Source organism: Flavobacterium branchiarum (assembly GCF_030409845.1).
GTDB classification, from domain to species: domain Bacteria; phylum Bacteroidota; class Bacteroidia; order Flavobacteriales; family Flavobacteriaceae; genus Flavobacterium; species Flavobacterium branchiarum.
On record NZ_JAUFQQ010000003.1, the window covers coordinates 1738262 to 1758713 of the forward strand.

Here is a 20452-nt window from a genome sequence, read left to right on the forward strand (position 1 = left end):
TAATTTTTAGCCTCTTTATTTATATTAATGGGGATTGCAATTCTAAAATTACGTTCCATTCTTTAAGCTTTAGTTCAAATGATTTACTTGCATTTGCTGGACTAGTAGATGGAAGCGTAATTAGTTTATAATTATCATTTAGATTAATATACTTTTTAAAGAAAGCAGCTGCTTTTTGACCATTGAATAAAATCGTTTTAATATGTGGATGTTCCTCTAAAAAAGCATCAAAATCGTTTGTTATTTCATTTTTGATAGCGCTATCCAAACTTCCAATTCTGTCGCAGTATTTTAAAACATCCCAGACTGCTAAATTGTTTTTTATGATGAATTCTTTTTTAGCTTCGTAATCATCTGTCAAATCTTCTTTAAAAATAGTAAATAGAATTTTCCAGAAGTTATTATGTTTATGACCATAATATTGACCTAATTCCAAAGATTTTATTCCTGGCATTGTTCCAAGAATCAAAATAGAGGCATTTGGTGATGCTATAGGTTCAAAAGAATAGCTTTCCATTTATTAGTTGCTATTTTGAGAAATTACAATTAAAATAATAGCTATTAACGCTAACAAAAGACCAAGGTAATTGAGTTTAGATTGTTTTTCTTTAAATATTAAAATACCAATAAGGCTTCCTATAATGATTACTCCCATATTCATTCCAGCAAAAACGGTCGAAGGATTATTGGCAAACTCCTTATGTGCTTTTAGATAAAAAAGGATGTTACCGAAGTTTAGAATACCTACTAATCCTCCAAAAAGGATGTTATTGGTTGTTAGTTTTACTTTCTTAAAAAGGGTTTCGTACATAACAACTACAATCATTATAATCATTGAAATTGCAAAAATGGCAAATAATGAAGTCGTGTAGGGAAGGTCGGTGTAGGTAGCAATTTGTTTAAAAAGGATATCAATTATTCCAAATCCTAAAAGAACTATTGCAGGATAAATCCATTTATTAGTTGTTTTTTCTGTGGGTTTATTTAGAATAAGAAGCAAGGCAGGCATTGCAATTAAAAACGCTACTATTTTAAGAACATTAAATTCTTCTTTAAATAATAACCAAGCCGCGAGAATAGGAATAAATAACGAAAGGCGTTGTGCAGCATCAGTTTTTACAATTCCCATATGTTTTATGGAGAGAGCCAAAAAAAGAAAGATCGATGGCAATAAAATTCCAATTACGATATAAAGAGGCCAAGGAGCTGAAGCTTTAATGGTCGTAATATCTGGACTAAATGAAATATAACAAAGTGTAAGAGCAAAGATATAATTGTAAGCAACGATTTGAGAATTATTGGTATTGTATTTACGTGCTATTTTAAACAAAACACCAACACTTACACTGCATAAAATACTTAATATTAGAAATAGCATATATTTTTTCTAGTTTATTCTGAAATAAATTATTTGCTCCAAATTTACTTCTATTTTATTAAAAAAGCCTTCAAAACTACTATTTTGAAGGCTTTTAATTTTCTTTTAAAGGAAGCTTATTTAACGAAATCCATTTCGACATGTTCGATTCCTGCATCTACAAAATAATTATCGGTTTCTTTAAAACCATTTTTTTTGTAAAATTCTATTGCATTGACTTGTGCATGCAAGTATATTTTTTCATCCAATTTTACATCATCTAAAATTTGAAGTAATATTGCTTCACCAATACCTTTGCCTCTATAATTTTTTAAAACTGCAATTCGCTCGATTTTAGTTCCTTTAGTAGTTTTTCTGTATCTGGCAGCTCCAGCAGGTAATTCATTATATGTAGCCAAATAGTGAACCGACTCAGCATCATCCATAGACTCGCGTTCTACAGTTACATGTTGTTCTTCGACAAATACTTGTCTGCGGATAAAGAAAGCAAGATCTATTTGATCTTTGTCATTAATTAATTCCGTTTTGATTATATGTGCTAAAGTGCAATTTGATTTATTATCCATTTTATTGATTTTATACTTTAAGAAAATAGTTACACACAAATATATGTAGTTAACTACACATATTCAAATTCAAACATATAATTTTATGTTTTGTTAACAGACAGATTTGTAAATTTGATACTGAGATTATAAAATACAATGAGCAAACCACGATGTCTTTTTAGAGAAGTTTGTAATAAAATATAATTATAAGATTTTTTTGATTCCTTTGCTGAATTTCATAAGTGTATTTTTAAGTATAATAATTATTACTTTTTTATTAAAAAATCGAATTTATTAGGTAATTTTTCTTACGTTTGTAATTCTTAAAATCTTCACATTAATATTAAAATAAAATTTCCCTTGTAACATGGTTATGGTATTGAGAAGGAGCCAACGCTTTTATCAATTCATACATCATACTAACATGGGTTCTATATTCACTAAAATGTCAAGATATGAGTACAAACAACCTTTCGAAAGAAGCCGAAACAAGGCTTATGAATTTTTTCAACAACACAATCGATCCAAAAGAAATGGCTAAGGCGATAAGACAAGCAAATCATCTACTTGCCTTGGGAGCTATTAGGGAAAATGAAATTTTCCAAAATGAAACAGTTACTTTAGAAAACAGCTTTTATTGGCTAAATAAATTAGCCGAAATTTTAAATCCTTATTTGGATGTAGAGTAAAAACTCTAATTATAGCTTAAACCTCGATTTTAAAAATCGAGGTTTTTTTTGTTTGATTTTCACTAGTAATAGTTGTTTTTTTTTGGTGCTAAGTACTTTGATTTTTAGGTTTTTGGTTTAATAAATAAGATAATATAAACAAGAGTTTTGTTTTTAAAATCGGTTATAATAATACTTTCTCTATCGTAATAATCGGCATCGCTTAAGTCTGCTTTTTGTGTTAAATTCTAAATTTAACAGTATTAATTTATTAAAAATAATTACATTGTAGGAATTAGTCTAATTTAATTAGAATTTATACTATTTTAACCAAAATAAAATTCATGAAAAACCTTTATTTTTTAATACTTTTAGTCCTTAGTTTTAATGTAGTTTCAGCACAGGAAATTTTGTCAAAAGAAGAACAAGAAAGAAGAGCTAAAAATGTTCTAGCAGGAAATCCATTTGCTAAATACGGCTCAAAAGCGCATGTTGCAACGTTGAGTAACGGAAAATATCTCGAAGTTCACGACCTAGATAGTATCGTCACTATTGGTAGAGTCCGCTGGCATGTAAAGAACCAACAAATTGTTGGACGCATAATTCATGACCCTACAGATCCTTATGCACAACCTATTGGCGATGCTGTAGGACGATGGATATCTCCAGACCCATTAGGTGAAAAAATGCCTAATTATGGTTCGTATGTTTATGCTTTCAATAATCCTATAAATTTTGTTGATCCAACAGGTATGATTGCAGAACCTCCTACTGGTGTAGACGCAAGTGATGGAGCTATTCATACTGATAGTAGTGGTAGTTGGAAATACAATAAAGCTACGACTACTTGGATAGGACAGAATGGAGCGAAAGATTTAGGTAACACTATTGCATTAAATAATGTTAATATTAAGGGTTATAAAAAAACATCGTATTACCAAGGTTATTTCGATACCTATAAATATATTGACGGTAAAAACCCTTATTCTCCCTATACCCCTGATGGATACGGACTATCCGTTTCGGGTTCTGTCGATTATAATTTTACAACTTATAATATGAGTCTTAATTTAGTGCTTAATGGTAATACCAATAAATTTGCTGGATTTGCTTCTACTGGAGTGGGCGTTTCTTCTACTTTTGGCTTTGATTGGAATTTTGGCGCTTCAATTGATATTATTGATAAATACAATCAATCAGGGTTTAAAGGTACCGATAGTTTATTTGATAGAATAGAAGGCTATTCTTTAGGAGGTGGCGCTACTTATGGTAATTGGGGAGCGACTCATTCTCAAAGCGCAATTTATAATAGTAAAAAAAATTAGTTTGAAAAAACAAATTCGGGAGTTATTTCTAATGGTATTCAGTATAATGTTAAACCAACTGTAGGAGGTAATTATGGAACCACAAAAACAAATAGATTATTTTAAATATAAAATTATGAGATATAGTATTTTTCTGAGTATTTGTATATGTTTTTTTTCTTGTGGACCCACATATAATTGTGATTCACTAGCAGATAATTTCAGAGCCGATGAATGTTTACTAGTTGTGCAGAAAATCCCAGGATTAAGAGATGGGAAATTTAATTACAAGGGAATTAATCCACTAAGTAAAGAAGAGTGTGATTGTAATTCAGCATCTAGTGACAGATGGTGGGCAGATTACAAGGAACACATTGAAATTGGTGATACTCTTATAAAAAAAGAGGGCGAACTTATCTTTAGTATCCATAAAAAAGATACTGTATTGAGTTTCAATTTTGAGTGTGGAGATCAAGTTTATAAGTAATCTTTTTGGAAAGGCAACCGACAACTATTTTTCAGGTTCAAGTTTTGGAGAGACAGTAGTCATAGAATATTTTAAAGGATTTGTAGCAGTTGGAGCAAATGTTGCTCCAAAAATATTAGATTAATTATGATAAATAAGAGAAATTTTATACCGTTATTATTTTTGACAGCTTTTTTTATTTTTGTTTCGTATAATCAGATACGAAGTTATAAATACGAAAATAAATTAGAAGAAAATGGTCTAGTAACAATTGGCAGGATTGACAGTATTGTAAAATATCCTAAATCTTCAACTATATTCATATCTTATGTTATTATGAATAGTAAATATAAATCTTTTGAAACTGCTTTAGAAAAAAAAATCTCAAATAAACATATTGGCAAATTTTATGAAATGAAATATTTGACTGAATCTCCTGAAATAGTTAGAGGTAATTATTCAAAAGAAATCACCGATACACTAGCGATTTTAAATGCAGGATTTTCTAGAGAAGATATTGAGAATAGTAATTTAGGAAAAGAATAACAACGTACTATTGCTTGGATATGTAGCCAAATGCCGCACGGAATCTCCCCCATTCCATCTAAGTATATTGACAAATAAAATTAAATGAGAAATTTCAAGATGATTGGGGAAAACAAGAATAATGAGAACTAATTTTTATATAATTATGCGTATGTGCATTTTACTATTACTTATAAACTCTTGCAGCAATAAATGTATTGTAAAAAATATAGAGGTTAGTGTATTGTTAAGTACAGTTGCAAATGAAAAATCTATTAATTATTGTGAATTATTAAGGAAAGCCCTCACGGGCGATGAAAATTCAATTAAAAAAATATCGTTATTAGAGTTTGACAATGCCGTTGGATATGATCACGGGGCAGTTATTGTTGATCTAGTTACAACATTAGGTGAAACGGAATACATAAAAGCCATTTCAAAAATAAACAGTGAGCAAAAAAAAATAATCCACTCTTATATAGATGTTGGATTAGAATATGGCAACAATTCTTTAGTTAAAGGAAAAAACTTTAAAAGTGCTTTCCCTAATTTATATTTTTTTTTAAAAGAATAAATTGAAGCGTAACTCTTTGAAATTTGTGTAGTGCGCAAATTAAAATTCGTTTTCAGAAAAAAAATGCCTAATTATGGTTCCTATGTTTATGCGTTCAACAATCCAATACGATTTATAGACCCTGATGGGAATGAGCCATTAGATTGGTTTAAAGGTGAGGGCGGCCGAGTAGTTTGGTTTGATAGTACGGCAAAAGGTTTGACAGACACAAATGGTGGGAAGTGGTCAAATATTGGCTCGAATTTAAGTGAAGTTAAGCAAAATCTGAATATTCCAACAGAAAGTCAAAACAGTAATTGGACAACAGTAAGTGCCACAGTATTTGATGGCGAAAATGGAAGAGGGAAGGCGGGTTCTGCAATTGCATTTCCGGTGTTTAACAACAGTGCACAGGTAACATATGATTTGAATGTTAAAAATATAAGCGAAAATGGAAAATTAGTAAGTGGAAAATCAGAAATCAGCGGTATTAGGGTTAATGTAAGGGTTTCATCAGGAACTTTTGCGCCTGGAATGCAAATTGAAGGTGTGAGTGGTTTTTTTGGTGTTAAAGCTTGGACGCCTTCGGGTTTCAATTTTACAAGTAAAAGTTCTCCTTTTCAAAACCATAGCGGTGCAATGTTAAGTAATTTACCATTTCACGCAACAAGTGATGCTACAATGAATGTAAGTTTATCTTCTTATAAAAACCTAACAAATACGTCATCAGGTGTATCAACGGGTCTTAATCTAACTTTTAAGACATCTGTCAATACAGTAAATCAAGTAACAGGAGATGAACAACAATTTAAAACTGGAAACTAATGATAACTAAAATAACAATTATATCAATGGCTTTATTATTACTCTCAAATTGCAGTAATAAAGTAAAATCTAACCCCAATCCTACAGTCATTAATAATAAAACAGAAGATGACTTCTCTGACTGCAAAAAAATTTACAAAAAGTTTAACAATAAATTTGCATTAGAAGAAAATGATAGTGCTTTAATATATATCAACCAAGCTATAAAATGCAATCCAAAAAGTAGCAATTATAAATTTACAAAAGTTCGATTTTTAGTTGAAACTAAAAACTACAATGATGCTATAATACAATTAGATGAATTAATTATAAATTCAGAAGATCCTGCTTTTAAAATGGAAAAAGGTACCATCTTTCTTAAGATTAATGAAAAAAATGCAATTAAAGCATTAAGAGATGCATACAACGATTATGATAAAATTCAAAATCCAACATCAAATAATCAATTTTGTAAAATTGCACTAGATAATTATTTTAAAGGAAAAGAATACGCATTGAAAGAAATAGATAAATTCAAGGAAAATTATAAAGACAAAGGATACGAAAATCAAAATATTAATTTTTTAGAAGAGTTAATAAATAAAGAAACAAAAGAGAATGTGCTATTCAAACTTTTTAGTATAAACGATTAAAACAATAAAAAAAGCATTCTTAGAATTATTCGGGACCTTCTGGGTTTGATAAAAGAGATAAGAATTATGGAATGAGAGACAAACGTTTTAAAAACAACAACTTTAAAAGTGTCATGAAACACGAAAATAACCATAAAGAAGACAACTAAAATCCTAAATTTTCAGGAAGTACCTTATTAACTTACGCCGATGTATATATAAATCAAATGAGCGATAGTAATTTTAGTTCTACTTCTTCTGCTTTTAAGATTGGTACTGCAGCTTCATTTGGTAACTATTTGTTAAATATGGCTCAAAAGCACATGTTGCAACGTTGAGCAACGGAAAATATCTTGAAGTACACGACCTTGATAGTATCGTTACTATTGGTAGAGTACGCTGGCATGTAAAGAATCAACAAATTGTTGGGCGTATAATTCATGACCCTACTGATCCTGATGCGCAACCTATTGGTGATGCTAAAGGGCGATGGATATCTATTGACCCATTGAGAGAAAAAATACCTAATTATGGTTCCTATGTTTTTGCTTTAAATAATCCTATCAATTTTGTTAATCCAACAGGTATGATTGCAGAACCTCCTACCGGTGTAGACGCAAGTGATGGAGCTATTCATACAGATAGTAGTGGTAGTTGGAAATACAATAAAGCTACGACTACTTGGATGGGACAGAATGGAGCTAAAGATTTAGGTAATACTATTGCATTAAATAATGTTAATATTAAGGGATATAAAAGTAATTATGTTCCATCAGGAGCCTATGGTCCAGATAAAGACCCTACTCATGCTGCAATGGTCGCTGGAGTAGTCGCTTTACCAGTATTGGCAGTTTCAGGAAGTCTGGCGGCAGGAGGGACTTATGCGGTTGCAGAAGTTGCATCAGCATTTTCTCAAATAACTTTACGTTCTGCAATAACTAATGTAATCGGGAATGCAGGAGCTCAATATTTATCAAATGGAAGAGAATTTGGGAATATTAATGTGATTTCTACAGCAAGTTCAATTATACCGGGAATGGGGCCTGCTATTTTGGGAGAATCATTAAGTTTTACTGCTAATAAAGGTTTTAATGCCCCCGATTCATTTAATAAATGGGCAGTTCAAGCCGGTGCAGCAGTTTTAACTAATCGTTTTGGAAAGGCTACAGATAATTACCTTTCAGGAACAGGCTTTTCAGAAGCAGTAACTCGAGAGTATTTTAAAACGCTTTTCGCAACAGGAGCAAATTTCACACCATATTTAGTTGAGGAAAATAAATAATATTTATGAAGAAAAGAATAAATTTAAATACAGGTCATCTTATCCTATTAATCGTTATTTTTTTCATTTTTTATTTTTGTTTAAAAGATATTTTTAAGAAAAATGAAATTGAAAATAATGGGAAAGAAATTGTGGTGAAATTTACATCCAAAGAAATTTTACCGAAAACAACTAATTTTTATTTCACATATTTTATAGACGGAAAAAAAATAAAATCGGCAAACTCAGGGATTAATTATTCGGTTTTAAATTCTGAGAATGAAACAAATAATATAAATGATCTCGAAATTAATACTTTCTATTTGGCAAAGTCTATTCCTAAATATCCCAATACAATAATTGTTAATCTACAAAAAAAAGTAACTGATACACTAGTGATTTTAAATGCAGGATTTTCTAGAGAAGACATTAAGAATAGTGATTTAGAAAAATAAGAATATATAAAATGCGACGACAGTAGAAAGTAGTATTTTTTTTTTAAATTGTTAAAGCAAATGTTGCTCCAAAATATTAGATTAATTATGATAAATAATAGAAATATTATAGCGTTATTATTTTTGATGTTTTTTTTTGTACGGTCAGATACGAAGTTATAAATATGAAAATGAATTAAAAGAAAATGGTAAAATAACTATTGGTAAAATTGATAGTATTAAACGTTTACTTAAATGGTCTAATATATATCCTATTGCATAAAAAGGAAAAAATACAATTTTCATGGAAATGATTTAAAAGCGATAATTTCAATAAAAGAAATGGCTAAGGCGATAAGACAAGCAAATCATCTACTTGCCTTGGGAGCTATTAGGGAAAATGAAATTTTCCAAAATGAAACAGTTACTTTAGAAAACAGCTTTTATTGGCTAAATAAATTAGCCGAAATTTTAAATCCTTATTTGGATGTAGAGTAAAAACTCTAATTATAGCTTAAACCTCGATTTTAAAAATCGAGGTTTTTTTTGTTTGATTTTCACTAGTAATAGTTGTTTTTTTTTGGTGCTAAGTACTTTGATTTTTAGGTTTTTGGTTTAATAAATAAGATAATATAAACAAGAGTTTTGTTTTTAAAATCGGTTATAATAATACTTTCTCTATCGTAATAATCGGCATCGCTTAAGTCTGCTTTTTGTGTTAAATTCTAAATTTAACAGTATTAATTTATTAAAAATAATTACATTGTAGGAATTAGTCTAATTTAATTAGAATTTATACTATTTTAACCAAAATAAAATTCATGAAAAACCTTTATTTTTTAATACTTTTAGTCCTTAGTTTTAATGTAGTTTCAGCACAGGAAATTTTGTCAAAAGAAGAACAGGAAAGAAGAGCTAAAAATGTACTAGCAGGAAATCCATTTGCTAAATACGGCTCAAAAGCGCATGTTGCAACGTTGAGCAACGGAAAATATCTCGAAGTACACGACCTTGATAGTATTGTCACTATCGGTAGAGTACGCTGGCATGTAAAGAACCAACAAATTGTTGGACGTATAATTCATGACCCTACAGATCCTTATGCACAACCTATTGGTGATGCTGTAGGACGCTGGATATCTCCAGACCCATTGGGTGAAAAAATGCCTAATTATGGTTCCTATGTTTATGCGTTCAATAATCCAATACGATTTATAGACCCTGATGGTAGGGCACCATTACCATATGATATAATCACCAACGTTTCTAATAAAAAAGGAGATATTCACTATGTTCAAAGAGATGTAAGTATAAGAATGACCTTAACCATTGTTAACTCAAACAGTGCAGATTTATCTAAAACAATGTTTAATAAATCTATTGGGACTGTTCAACTATTGTCAATGACGGGTGTTGCACAAAAAGATTTTAGAGGCAATGATATTTATGCATCTGATAATTTGCAAAATGTTTTTCTGGATTATAAAGTTGTAAACTCTTTAAAAGAAGTTGGAGAAAATGACCACGTCATGATGTTAGTAAATGATATACCCAAAATAGCTAATGGCATTAAACCTGTAGGTTTAGCAATTAAAGGAGGAAGAGTAAGTGCTGTTGAAATTGGAACAATAAAAAATAGTACTTTTAATCAAGCAGCTCAACATGAAATAGGTCACAATTTAGGATTAGAGCATAAGAATGGAGGATTGATGAATCCATCAATCATAGCAGGTACTACTTCTACAAGTGCTTCTGAAAGAGGTAATATTTTGTATAATCAAGTAGGTCCTCTAGAAGGAAATGGGATTTATATTCAATCTCAAAATAGTACAAACTATAACAATAAGATTCAAACACAAGTAAATGATTTTTTAGCAAAAAATAAAATAAAATAACAATGAAAAAGTACAAAAAAACAATAGTCATCTTACTAACAATATTTATTTTCAGTTGTAATGAAAATAAAGTAAAAACTATTAATATGGGTAATTATGAAATAGACATACCAAGTGATTGGAAAGAAATTAATCAGAATGGAATTGATAGTAATTTGATTGTCATTTTAACTGCTAAAGGGGACACTATAATAAGTGATTTTGGTGAATATTCTGAAAAATTTGAAGAAACTAATAAAGTTTTTTCTAAAAAACAATTGCTTAAGTATAAAGATATGGGGATGAATACAGAAAATTTATTTTGGTCTAATACTCCAGAAATTGATCAAGCTCAAGGTACTTTTTTAGATGAGTATTATATGTATGTTATTATTGATAAACATAAATCAAAATTAAGAATACCTAAAAAGGAAGGAAAAGGATTTACTGGAATTTCAATTGATAGTATCAAAAAATCTAAAAATAGATTAACAATAATTGGAAAAAATTTAAATAGGATTGATAGTGATTTACTAGTTAATTCTTTTAATACTATAAAGTTTAATAATAAATAAAAAATAACTTGAGAGAACAGATTTACAGATACTAGCGCAAGAGAGGCTTTTGGTATGGAAATAATTTATAGATTTTCTTGAAGAACTCTGTAAGTTTTAAAAACGCATCCAAAAACCTCACTTTCTACAATTACCCAGGCTAATATTTGTCTATTTATTAATTGATATAATTCATTTTCAATGTAGTCAGAGCTATAATTTAATTTTTGATACTCTGGATGAGTTCTAATAAATTCAGAAAATTTCCATTGCGAAAACTGAATTTCATTTATAGAGATATCATAATTATATATAATACCATCTTTTTCGAATGTACAACCACTTCCATGAAACCAATATTCAATTGCATCGATTGTTCCTTTTCTTTCAAAAAATCTATGCGAAAATGAACATGGATTTATATCCTTTTGATATTTATTTTTTAATAAAACTTCAAAAGCTCTTATAGAACTGATATAGTTAGTTAAAATGTCTTTGATCATAATTTAAATAAAAGTTATAGTCTTATTGTAGTTCGAATATATGTTATTTTTTTAATGATAACGTAGAAAATTTCACGAGCGAAACACACGCTGTAGGAAAAGAACTAAAATGTAGCATTTGGCTAAAGCCTTTTTAATGCATTTTTGAGGGCTCCAGCTAAAGCAGGGGGCTATTGAAGGTTTAAATTTAGACACTGCGATTTTAGCTATCTGTTTTTTAGCCCTGATAGAAGGGAAAATCCTTTTTATATTGTTTTTCACAATAAAAAAGATTGGAATGATAGCAGGATAAGCTCCTTAAAATTTTAAAAGTATAAAAAAAATATAACCACAAAGTATATCATTTCGAGGAACGAGAAATCTTCGAAAGAAACTAACTCATTGTTTTTCTTAAATTGCGGAGTTGCTTGTGGGATTTCTCCCTTCAATCGAAATGACAAAAAATGAGAATGCAATCTTTGTAGAGTTACTTGAGGAGATTCTTCGACTCCGCTCAGGATGACATAAAATGAGAATAAAAAAACTTTGTGAATCTCTGCGCTATTTCGTGAATCTCTGTGAAACTAGAACCAAAAAGATACAAAAAAAGGACGATACTTTATCAGTTATCGTCCTTTGAGCAAAATTTAATAATTGCGTACAGTTCATTTTATCTATGAAAGAGAAAGGTCGTTATTCTTTAACAATATCACCTTCTTTAATTTCTTCGCTGGCAAGTTTAATCAATTTGTCATTGGTATTTAAATCACCAAAGATTTCAATTTTATCATCGATTTCTCTACCTTTTTTAACGTTGATTCTTGTTGCTTTATGATTCACTACTTTTATAACATAAACACCTTCGGCTGAACTTACCACGGCAGTTTTAAGAGCAACAAAAGTGCTATCTTTTGCATTTAGCGGAAGCAGAACTTCGGCAACCATTCCAGGTAGTAGTTTTCCATCGGTATTGTTTACATCCATTTCTACACGTTCTGAACGTAGTTTTAAATCTAATGCTCCCGACATACGTTGAATTTTAGCTTTGAAAGTATCAGGAGATGATTTTACATTGAAACTCATTTCGTCACCTTGTTTTAAATAGCCAGTGTATAATTCAGGAATAGATACGGCAAGACGCAATTTTATTTGTTCCTGAATGGTCAATAATGGCAAATCAGATCCTTTTCCTGATGGACCAACATAGGCACCCAAATTGACATTTCTAGCAGTAACAATTCCGTTAAAAGGAGCACGAATTTCAAGATAACCTCTCATAATCGCTACTTCTTTATGTGATGCAACGGCTGCTTGATATTGTGCGTAATCAGAATTCTTTTTTCCGTTTGCCATTTCTAAGTCATTCTTAGAAATGGTTCCTTCTACTTTACTAGTTTCATAAAGGCGATCGTAGGTGCTTTTGCTTGTATTGTAAATAGCTTCCATCGATTTTAATCTCGATTCGGCCGCTGCAAGTTGTGAACTAATTTCGGGAGCTTCTAGTACAATCAAAAGTTGTCCTTTGGTAACTTTTGAACCAATATCTACTTTAAGTAATTGTACAAAGCTGCTTACTTTAGCATATAAATCTACTTGCTGAAAACCTGATAATTCTGCTGGCAATCGCAATTCGGTAGACATTTTTTCTTTTTGTAAAAGAAGTGTTTCCGTTTTTGGTTCAAGTTCGGCAACAGCTTCTTCTTTTTTATTCGAATTACAGCTGCTTAATAAACTTACTGCTACGAAAAATAGCATGGTTGATTGAAATATTTTATTTTTCATAAATGTGAAAATTATTTATTAGATGTCGTTTATGTTATCGCTTTTTATTTATTGGAATTGTTTTTTGTTGCGATTTCATTTTTTGGATTTAATGATGATATATAGTGAATACTTTCTTCATCTTCAGGATCTAAAGAAACAGATTGTGTTGTTGTTTTTTCTTGTGCCCACGCAAAAATTAGTGGCAAAATTAATAGTACTGCAAAAGTGGAGAATAACAATCCGCCAATAACAGCTCGCCCTAATGGAGATACTTGATCACCACCTTCGCCGTGACCAATTGCCATTGGTAACATTCCGGCAATCATTGCCACACTGGTCATAATTATTGGGCGGAGACGTAATGCTGCAGCTTCACGAGCCGACTCTAATGCGTTGCCATTGTGTTTTCGTAATTGTTCGGCATTAGTAATTAATAAAACGGCATTGGCAATAGAAACTCCAACCGACATGATGATTCCCATATGCGATTGTAAGTTTAGGGTAGAACCTGTAATTGTCAACATTAATAAGGAACCTAAAACTACTGCTGGAACTGTTGTTAGAATTACCAGAGATACTTTGAACGATTGGAAGTTTGCTGCCAACATCAAAAAGATTACGAAAATAGCAACCAATAATCCTATTTGTAAACTGCTTAATGTTTCTGTCAATACTTTACTCATTCCAATTGGAGTGATGAATAATCCACGAGGCAATTCGCCAAGAGATTTTAATGTTGCATCGACATCTTTTACTGCCGTACCCAAATCGGTCTGGCTAATATTGGCAGTAACAGTAATGTAAGGCATAGCTCCTAAATTGTCATTTTCTCCACTTACAAAACCTGGTGTAATTTTGGCAACATCACTTAATACGGGACGGAGCGAATTTTTTAATACAGGAATTTCGCCAATATCAGTTCTGCTTTTCATATTGTTTAGCGGCACTTGTACCTGAACGCTATAGGATAATCCAGCTTTTTCATCTACCCACGTATTTTTTTCGGTATATCTAGATGACGAAGTCGAAGCAACTAGTGAACGAGAAATATCATTCATGTCAACGCCTAATTCGGCAGCACGAGTTCTATCAATATCAATATTCATTGCAGGATAATGAATTGGTTGCCCGATTTGCACGTCTCTGAAATATGCTATTTTCTTAAGTTTCTCGACTATTTGATTGGCGTAAAGCTCATTTCTTTTTTTATCTTTTCCTGCAATTCGTACTTCAATTGGAGTAGGAGAACCTTGGCTTAATACTTTATCAGTAAGTTCAATGGGTTCAAAAGATACTTTTACATCTGGTAGAATCTTTTTAAGTCTGTTTCTAAATTCATCTTTAAAATCATCCATATCAGCATGATACTCTTTTAAACTCACCTGAAAAACAGCTTCATGTGAACCTGCCATAAATAAATAGATTGGATTGATAGAGAACAGCGATGGATGTTGCCCAACATACACAGATGTAATTCCGATATGTTCCTTGCCCACCATTTTGTCTAATTCCTTAAGAACTAAAATTGCTTTCTCTTCGGTACGTTCCAAACGAGTTCCGTCGGGAGCGCGCATTCTTAATTGAAACTGACTTGAGTTTACTTTAGGAAAAACATCTTTTCCGATAAAAGTAATTAGTACAATTGCTAAGAAAGTAATTCCGAATAGATACGCTAGAGTTACTCCTTTTTTATGCGGGAAAAGACGGTCTAGCGTGCGCATAAATCGGATTCTGAATTTCTCAAAATGACTTATTTTACCATCATTATTAAGATCTTCTCTTTCTACCATTGCTTTTTTCTGCGTAATCAGATCCTTTTCAGATTCAGGAGTTATTCCGCTATCATTAAATTCGGCTTCATCATCGGTGATGCTAGGATCGTGCTCGTGAACAGGATGTCCTTTCATTAACCAGTTTGCCATTACAGGCACAAAGGTTTGAGAAAGTAAAAATGAAATTACCATTGAGAATCCAATTGCTAATGCCAATGGTAAAAACAAGGCTCCAGGAATACCTACCATGGTAAATGCAGGTGCAAATACGGCTAGAATACAAAGAAGAATCAATAATTTAGGCAAGGCAATTTCCTGACAGGCATCCCAAATGGCGAGTGCCTTGGGTTTTCCCATATCGAGATGCTGGTGAATGTTTTCTATCGTCACCGTGCTTTCATCAACCAAAATTCCTATGGCAAGAGCCAGTCCGCTTAAAGACATTAAGTTGATGGTTTGACCGAATAATTTCAGAAATAAAACCCCTGATATAATCGAAATCGGAATAGTTAGAATTACAATCAATGCGGCGCGTCGGTCACCAAGGAATAATAAAACCATTAATCCTGTTAATATAGCTCCGATGATACCTTCGGTAATTAAACTTTTAACTGAGTTGATTACATAAACCGATTGGTCAAATTCGTATGATAATTTTACATCCTCAGGTAATGTACTTTGAATTTTAGGCAATTCGGATTTTAATTTCTGAACCACATCCCAAGTCGAAGCGTCTCCAGCTTTTGCGATACTGATATAAACCGAACGTTTTCCGTTTACCAAAGCATATCCAGCAGTAATATCAGCACCATCTTTTACGGTGGCAACATCGCCTAATTTTAGGTTTTGAACGCCACCTTTAAATAACGGAATCTGTTCGAAATCTTTAACTTCCTTGATTGTGTTGTTGGTTGGGGTAATATAATTGATGTTACCCATACGAACGTTTCCAGAAGGAGCTGTTTGGTTGTTTACTCGAATGGCTTCAACAATTTGATCGGGTGTCATATTGTGCGAACGCAACATATCTGGATCTACGTTAATCTCGATTGTTCTTGGGCTTCCGCCAAAGGGCGCTGGAGATAGTAAACCCGGAATAGAGGTAAATGAAGCACGAACATATACATTGGCTAAATCCTGTAATTCATTATTAGATCTTATTTTACTGCTTAATACCAATTGTCCAATTGGTAAAGAAGAAGCATCAAAACGGATGATAAACGGCGGTTGTGTTCCTGGAGGAAAGGCAGCTTGAATTCTATTCGATAGCGAACTTAATTCGGCAGCAGCCTGTGCCATATTAGTATCTTCATAATAGGTTAATTTCATAATCATTAACCCTTGAATATTCTTAGTTTCAACCGATTTTACTCCATTGGCAAAAGGAAGTATGTTGACATAATTTTTGGCAAAATAAGCTTCCATCTGATCGGGAGTATAACCACCAAAAGGATGAGCAATATAAATAACTGGCAGATTCATTTTCGGAAGTATATCTACCTTGATATCCTTTATAGCACTAATTCCGAAGAAGAATAAACCTGCAACCAAAACCAATATGGAAATGGGTTTGCGAAGTGCAAAACGTATTAAATTCATTAGGATCTATAATTAAAATTCATTTATAAATAGGTCAAAATTACCTGTGGCAGCAGCCTTGAGTAAGAAAGATTGCCACACATTATTATTGACAATATCGCGGTCGATTTCGGCACGATTTAATGTGTATAGGGTTTGGGTAATATCGGTTAACGTGGTTAATCCGTTTTTGTATAAAGTTGATTTTTGCAAATAAGCTTGTGCAGCGGCATTAACTTGTATTGGCGCTTCGATATAATTGTCCATTGTGATTTTGATTTTAGCATCGGCAAAATTTAATTGGGCTTTAAGCTCAGTATTAATCTGGTTGTATTCATCTTGTAATCCTTGGGAGATAAATTTTTGTGCACTCACTTGTTTGCTTGCTCTAAAAGGTGTTGTAAGATTCCAAGTAATACCAACTCCAACCAAATAATTGGTTCTGTCTGGACTTATTCCGTCAATGTAATTTCTATTGAAAGAAGTTTGGTTTGTACCATAATCAGAATTAAATCCTGAAGCTCTAGTTTGTAAAACACCAAACATGCTCATCGTTGGATAATAGTTTCTTTGATACAATTTCAGCTGTTGATTGCTGTAATCAATCTTTGTTTTATAGAATTGAAGTACAGGGTGAAGACTGTCATTTGATGCTGTGGGTTGTATCATTTCTCTTGGAATCTGATTCACAAACAAGCTATCAGGAATAAAATTCTGAGTAGGAACCCCCATCAAGATTACCAATTTGCTATTTTGTTCGTTGACAAAATCTTTAGCTTGGTTTAAGGCGATTTTTGCGCGTGAAACTTCGGCTGTTGCCAATGTAGAGTCAACTCCTGCAAGCAATCCGTTTTTTACTCGTGCTACAGCTGTATTCTTGAAGACTTCGGCACGTTTTAAATTCTTTTGCTGAGAAATTAATAAACGCTGACTCGCTAATAGATTAAGATAGGCCGCTGTAATTTTGATTTCTTGCTGAAATTTTTCTTGTTGAAAATCATTCTCGCGACTTTGAAGTTCAACTTTGGCAAGATTAATTTTTTGTTTGATTTTTCCAAAAGTGAAAAAATCCCAATTCATGTTTACCAGATACAATGCTCCAAAAGAGGCATTCCAATTTTGTTCTGGTAATACTGGACCAGAAGATGCTGTTCCTAAACCATTAAAACCATATAAGGCACCGTTTTGGCCATTTATGGTTCCGTAATCTTGTTGTGCCGATAAATTTAGGTTTGGCAGATAATCCCTATTGGCTTGTTTAACCGTTTCGCGGGATGCATTGGCATAGTTGCTTTTTGCTTTGACACTTCCGTAGTTCTCTAGACCAGTTTTAATTGCGTCTTTTAAAGACAGCGTTTGCGAGAAAGCTGTAAATAGGGGGAACAATAAAAATAATAATGTAATTTTTTTGAGATTCATAAAACTTAAAATAAGAAATTATGACACAAAAATATTTTACTTAAGCCGAAATAGTCCTTGTTAAATGATGTAATACGATAATAAATGACGAATTGAATTGGTCATTTAATGGCTTAAAAAATTAAAAAATTGTAGTTAATTTGTAGACTGTTTAAGAATTAAAAATGAATAAGAAAATAAATAACATATTGGATAACAAATGGTGGCAGGAATTTGCAGTTATTGCTTTTTCATTTACACTATATACGTTGAAAAATGATTGGATGTTATTTAGTTCTTTTACTTCTATACTAATGGGAGCATTTTTCTATTTAATTCTATACATGCATGCCCAATTCAACCGGTATTTTATACTTCCAATTTTATTTAGAGAGCAAAGGCCAGTAGCCTATATTTGTCTAACACTTATAGGTGTATTACTCTTTTCGATTGTTTTACATGAAATAACGGTATTCGATATGTTTAATAAATGTCGTTTGTATCAAAACTCTCATCAAACGAGTTATGCTTTTCAATTGGCAAGTGTTTTAGGAACGTTGGTATGTATTCTATGTCCTACAATTCTTTTTAAATTTTACAGAATTCATAAAAGACAAACAGATGAAACGTTGTTATTTAATCAAATGCAACTTAATGCACTTAAAGGTCAATTAAATCCTCATTTTTTGTTCAATACTTTTAATACACTTTACGGAATAAGTCTTGAATTTCCTGATCGCACCCCTGACTTAATCATGAAAGTATCACAATTAATGCGGTATCAATTAGAGAGTAATAATAAACAATGTGTATCATTAGAAGAAGAACTTTCGTTTATTAATAGTTACATCCAGTTAGAAAAAGAGCGAGTAGGTTATCGCTGTGATATCACGTATGATTGTAAAATTGATAATGAAAATGCCTATAAAGTTTCTCCAATGCTATTAATTGCGTTTATTGAAAACGCATTTAAACATGGAACTTGTGCTATTCAAAATTGTTTTGTTCGTATTTTTATCACGGTCGAAAATGGTTTGTTGCATCTTCATGTAATCAATTCAATTCCAACAAAAAAAACAAATGTTATTTCGACTAAAATCGGATTGAAAAATACCATCGAAAGATTGAATCTAATTTATGGTAAAGAATACAAATTAGATATTCAAGATGATAATAATACCTATATCGTAGATTTAAAATTGCAACTCAAGAAGTTTGTATAAATGAAAGAGCCTAAAAAATGTATTATTGTCGATGATGAGCCTGCTGCTCATTATGTTTTGGTGAATTACATCAAACAAAACCCGCAATTAGATTTAGTATTTCAATGTTATAATGGTATTGAGGCTATGAATTATCTTAGAGAGAACAAAGTAGATTTAATGTTTCTTGATATTAATATGCCTGAGATAAGCGGTATAGAATTATTGAAGATTATTCCAGTTCCACCTAAGACAATTTTGACTACGGCTTACTCTGAATTTGCTTTAGAAAGTTATGATTATGGAGTTATTGATTATTTATTAAAACCTATATATTTTCCTAGATTCTTAAAAGCAATTGATCGTTTCTTTTCTATCGAGACTGTTCCAAGCAAAGTTTCAGGAGTTGTAGCAAATTCTGTTAGTGTAAAAGTCGATGGACATTTTATAGAATTAGAACTTGATACTTTTTTGTTTGCACAAAGTTTTGGTAATTACGTAAAATTACACACTACAAAGAGAACTTATTTGGCTTCTATCACAACAAGTGAATTCGAAAAATGCCTCCCCGAATCCGGTTTTATGCGCATACATAAATCCTATATTGTTGCTTTAGATAAAATTGAAAGCACTGATAAAGATTTCGTTGTGATAAAAAAGGAACGACTTCCAATTGGCATTACATACAAAAGAGAATTATCTGATCTATTGAAGAATAAAACGCTTTAGTTTATTAGTTAGACCCTTTCATAATCACCTTTCCAGTCGTTTATTGACTTCTTTATTGAATTTCCTGAGAGGTTTTCGTTCAATGCTTTTTCAGTGAGTATCACAATTTCATTATCAGGACTAAATCGTAAAGCAAATAACTGCTCATCCGTTAATTGATCTTCAAATTCTTCTAATCTTTTCCCTGTTAACGAAAAGTAGCGATAACGAAGTTCTACTTTAATAATACGATTTTGTAGCGTTAGCGCATAATGTTGGCGTAGCATAAATGCCAACCAAATTAGCAGTATAAATATGAAACTAATAAATACCCATATTAGTTTTTCTTCTGATACAAACGAAAAGTAAATGCTAAATAGAAGTAAAATTAGTAGTACTGGATAATATACAAAATGATGGGGCAGATAGTACCGAACATGATTATTATAAGATTGAGTTTTCATGTAAATTAGTTTTAATTAAAGGTAATCAAATCATATATTGTGGCATTATTTGATACGTTAATATAAACCCAATATCTTAGTTT

General features: G+C 31.5%; 22 protein-coding genes. 14 read left to right on the forward strand and 8 right to left on the reverse strand.

Annotated features, from left to right (window positions below):
* Nucleotides 1-19: 19 nt before the first annotated feature.
* From QWY99_RS08245 to QWY99_RS08255, 3 genes are all read right to left on the reverse strand, one after another.
* Complete coding sequence (locus QWY99_RS08245; protein WP_290263613.1) at nt 20-517, reverse strand: DNA-deoxyinosine glycosylase; 498 nt, start codon at nt 515-517, stop codon at nt 20-22.
* 3 nt (nt 518-520) lie between these two features.
* Nucleotides 521-1378 carry an EamA family transporter gene (locus QWY99_RS08250; RefSeq protein WP_290263615.1) on the reverse strand — a complete coding sequence of 286 codons (858 nt, stop codon included), beginning with the start codon at nt 1376-1378 and terminating at the stop codon, nt 521-523.
* 116 nt (nt 1379-1494) lie between these two features.
* Nucleotides 1495-1944 carry a GNAT family N-acetyltransferase gene (locus QWY99_RS08255; RefSeq protein WP_290263618.1) on the reverse strand — a complete coding sequence of 150 codons (450 nt, stop codon included), beginning with the start codon at nt 1942-1944 and terminating at the stop codon, nt 1495-1497.
* A gap of 437 nt (nt 1945-2381) precedes the next feature.
* On the opposite strand from QWY99_RS08255, the gene QWY99_RS08260 reads away from it, so the two are divergent.
* The 12 genes from QWY99_RS08260 to QWY99_RS08315 all read left to right on the forward strand — a co-directional run bounded on the left by QWY99_RS08260 (nt 2382) and on the right by QWY99_RS08315 (nt 11022).
* Nucleotides 2382-2615, forward strand: a complete 234-nt coding sequence (locus tag QWY99_RS08260; protein ID WP_290263620.1) for a hypothetical protein — start codon at nt 2382-2384, stop codon at nt 2613-2615.
* Between the two features lie 323 nt (nt 2616-2938).
* Complete coding sequence (locus QWY99_RS08265) at nt 2939-3919, forward strand: RHS repeat-associated core domain-containing protein (RefSeq protein ID WP_290263622.1); 981 nt, start codon at nt 2939-2941, stop codon at nt 3917-3919.
* A gap of 226 nt (nt 3920-4145) precedes the next feature.
* The gene (locus QWY99_RS08270) at nt 4146-4385 is read left to right on the forward strand and encodes a hypothetical protein (RefSeq protein WP_290263623.1); all 240 of its coding nucleotides are present in this window, start codon (nt 4146-4148) and stop codon (nt 4383-4385) included.
* 126 nt (nt 4386-4511) lie between these two features.
* Nucleotides 4512-4910: a hypothetical protein gene (locus tag QWY99_RS08275; protein ID WP_290263625.1), complete on the forward strand. Its 399-nt coding sequence runs from the start codon at nt 4512-4514 to the stop codon at nt 4908-4910.
* A 121-nt stretch (nt 4911-5031) separates the two neighbouring features.
* Entirely contained in the window at nt 5032-5463 is a 432-nt protein-coding gene (locus tag QWY99_RS08280; protein WP_290263627.1) for a hypothetical protein, read from the forward strand.
* Between the two features lie 63 nt (nt 5464-5526).
* Complete coding sequence (locus QWY99_RS08285; RefSeq protein ID WP_290263628.1) at nt 5527-6267, forward strand: RHS repeat-associated core domain-containing protein; 741 nt, start codon at nt 5527-5529, stop codon at nt 6265-6267.
* Nucleotides 6267-6899 (forward strand): tetratricopeptide repeat protein, encoded by a 633-nt coding sequence (locus QWY99_RS08290; protein WP_290263630.1) that lies wholly within the window; start codon nt 6267-6269, stop codon nt 6897-6899. Before QWY99_RS08285 ends, QWY99_RS08290 begins: the two co-directional genes overlap by 1 nt.
* A 313-nt stretch (nt 6900-7212) precedes the next feature.
* Nucleotides 7213-8160 (forward strand): RHS repeat-associated core domain-containing protein, encoded by a 948-nt coding sequence (locus tag QWY99_RS08295; protein WP_290263633.1) that lies wholly within the window; start codon nt 7213-7215, stop codon nt 8158-8160.
* Nucleotides 8161-8165: 5 nt separating this feature from the next.
* The gene (locus tag QWY99_RS08300) at nt 8166-8594 is read left to right on the forward strand and encodes a hypothetical protein (RefSeq protein ID WP_290263635.1); all 429 of its coding nucleotides are present in this window, start codon (nt 8166-8168) and stop codon (nt 8592-8594) included.
* 321 nt (nt 8595-8915) lie between these two features.
* Nucleotides 8916-9071, forward strand: coding sequence for a hypothetical protein (locus tag QWY99_RS08305; RefSeq protein WP_290263637.1), 156 nt, complete (start codon nt 8916-8918; stop codon nt 9069-9071).
* Between the two features lie 323 nt (nt 9072-9394).
* Entirely contained in the window at nt 9395-10468 is a 1074-nt protein-coding gene (locus QWY99_RS08310; protein WP_290263639.1) for a hypothetical protein, read from the forward strand.
* Nucleotides 10469-10470: 2 nt separating this feature from the next.
* Nucleotides 10471-11022, forward strand: a complete 552-nt coding sequence (locus tag QWY99_RS08315) for a hypothetical protein (protein WP_290263641.1) — start codon at nt 10471-10473, stop codon at nt 11020-11022.
* A gap of 65 nt (nt 11023-11087) precedes the next feature.
* Here QWY99_RS08315 and QWY99_RS08320 read toward each other — a convergent pair whose 3' ends face one another.
* The 4 genes from QWY99_RS08320 to QWY99_RS08335 all read right to left on the reverse strand — a co-directional run bounded on the left by QWY99_RS08320 (nt 11088) and on the right by QWY99_RS08335 (nt 18016).
* Nucleotides 11088-11504 carry a DUF6896 domain-containing protein gene (locus tag QWY99_RS08320; RefSeq protein WP_290263643.1) on the reverse strand — a complete coding sequence of 139 codons (417 nt, stop codon included), beginning with the start codon at nt 11502-11504 and terminating at the stop codon, nt 11088-11090.
* Nucleotides 11505-12176: 672 nt separating this feature from the next.
* Nucleotides 12177-13265, reverse strand: coding sequence for an efflux RND transporter periplasmic adaptor subunit (locus QWY99_RS08325; RefSeq protein WP_290263645.1), 1089 nt, complete (start codon nt 13263-13265; stop codon nt 12177-12179).
* Nucleotides 13266-13309: 44 nt separating this feature from the next.
* Nucleotides 13310-16618, reverse strand: a complete 3309-nt coding sequence (locus QWY99_RS08330; protein WP_290263647.1) for an efflux RND transporter permease subunit — start codon at nt 16616-16618, stop codon at nt 13310-13312.
* 12 nt (nt 16619-16630) lie between these two features.
* Entirely contained in the window at nt 16631-18016 is a 1386-nt protein-coding gene (locus QWY99_RS08335; protein ID WP_290263649.1) for a TolC family protein, read from the reverse strand.
* Nucleotides 18017-18180: 164 nt separating this feature from the next.
* On the opposite strand from QWY99_RS08335, the gene QWY99_RS08340 reads away from it, so the two are divergent.
* Nucleotides 18181-19218 carry a sensor histidine kinase gene (locus QWY99_RS08340; protein ID WP_290263651.1) on the forward strand — a complete coding sequence of 346 codons (1038 nt, stop codon included), beginning with the start codon at nt 18181-18183 and terminating at the stop codon, nt 19216-19218.
* Nucleotides 19219-19926 (forward strand): LytR/AlgR family response regulator transcription factor, encoded by a 708-nt coding sequence (locus QWY99_RS08345; protein ID WP_290263653.1) that lies wholly within the window; start codon nt 19219-19221, stop codon nt 19924-19926.
* Nucleotides 19927-19934: 8 nt separating this feature from the next.
* On the opposite strand, the gene QWY99_RS08350 is transcribed toward QWY99_RS08345, so the two are convergent.
* The gene (locus QWY99_RS08350) at nt 19935-20369 is read right to left on the reverse strand and encodes a DUF6526 family protein (RefSeq protein ID WP_290263655.1); all 435 of its coding nucleotides are present in this window, start codon (nt 20367-20369) and stop codon (nt 19935-19937) included.
* Between the last annotated feature and the right edge of the window lie 83 nt (nt 20370-20452).

Coding starts and splice junctions, on each gene's coding strand:
- QWY99_RS08350 (WP_290263655.1), bottom strand. CDS start 20,369: ATGAAAACTCAATCTTATAATAATCATGTTCGGTACTATCTGCCCCAT.
- QWY99_RS08300 (WP_290263635.1), top strand. CDS start 8,166: ATGAAGAAAAGAATAAATTTAAATACAGGTCATCTTATCCTATTAATC.
- QWY99_RS08320 (WP_290263643.1), bottom strand. CDS start 11,504: ATGATCAAAGACATTTTAACTAACTATATCAGTTCTATAAGAGCTTTT.
- QWY99_RS08285 (WP_290263628.1), top strand. CDS start 5,527: ATGCCTAATTATGGTTCCTATGTTTATGCGTTCAACAATCCAATACGA.
- QWY99_RS08340 (WP_290263651.1), top strand. CDS start 18,181: ATGAATAAGAAAATAAATAACATATTGGATAACAAATGGTGGCAGGAA.
- QWY99_RS08335 (WP_290263649.1), bottom strand. CDS start 18,016: ATGAATCTCAAAAAAATTACATTATTATTTTTATTGTTCCCCCTATTT.
- QWY99_RS08325 (WP_290263645.1), bottom strand. CDS start 13,265: ATGAAAAATAAAATATTTCAATCAACCATGCTATTTTTCGTAGCAGTA.
- QWY99_RS08245 (WP_290263613.1), bottom strand. CDS start 517: ATGGAAAGCTATTCTTTTGAACCTATAGCATCACCAAATGCCTCTATT.
- QWY99_RS08265 (WP_290263622.1), top strand. CDS start 2,939: ATGAAAAACCTTTATTTTTTAATACTTTTAGTCCTTAGTTTTAATGTA.
- QWY99_RS08275 (WP_290263625.1), top strand. CDS start 4,512: ATGATAAATAAGAGAAATTTTATACCGTTATTATTTTTGACAGCTTTT.
- QWY99_RS08330 (WP_290263647.1), bottom strand. CDS start 16,618: ATGAATTTAATACGTTTTGCACTTCGCAAACCCATTTCCATATTGGTT.
- QWY99_RS08310 (WP_290263639.1), top strand. CDS start 9,395: ATGAAAAACCTTTATTTTTTAATACTTTTAGTCCTTAGTTTTAATGTA.
- QWY99_RS08290 (WP_290263630.1), top strand. CDS start 6,267: ATGATAACTAAAATAACAATTATATCAATGGCTTTATTATTACTCTCA.
- QWY99_RS08345 (WP_290263653.1), top strand. CDS start 19,219: ATGAAAGAGCCTAAAAAATGTATTATTGTCGATGATGAGCCTGCTGCT.
- QWY99_RS08255 (WP_290263618.1), bottom strand. CDS start 1,944: ATGGATAATAAATCAAATTGCACTTTAGCACATATAATCAAAACGGAA.
- QWY99_RS08280 (WP_290263627.1), top strand. CDS start 5,032: ATGAGAACTAATTTTTATATAATTATGCGTATGTGCATTTTACTATTA.
- QWY99_RS08305 (WP_290263637.1), top strand. CDS start 8,916: ATGGCTAAGGCGATAAGACAAGCAAATCATCTACTTGCCTTGGGAGCT.
- QWY99_RS08260 (WP_290263620.1), top strand. CDS start 2,382: ATGAGTACAAACAACCTTTCGAAAGAAGCCGAAACAAGGCTTATGAAT.
- QWY99_RS08315 (WP_290263641.1), top strand. CDS start 10,471: ATGAAAAAGTACAAAAAAACAATAGTCATCTTACTAACAATATTTATT.
- QWY99_RS08250 (WP_290263615.1), bottom strand. CDS start 1,378: ATGCTATTTCTAATATTAAGTATTTTATGCAGTGTAAGTGTTGGTGTT.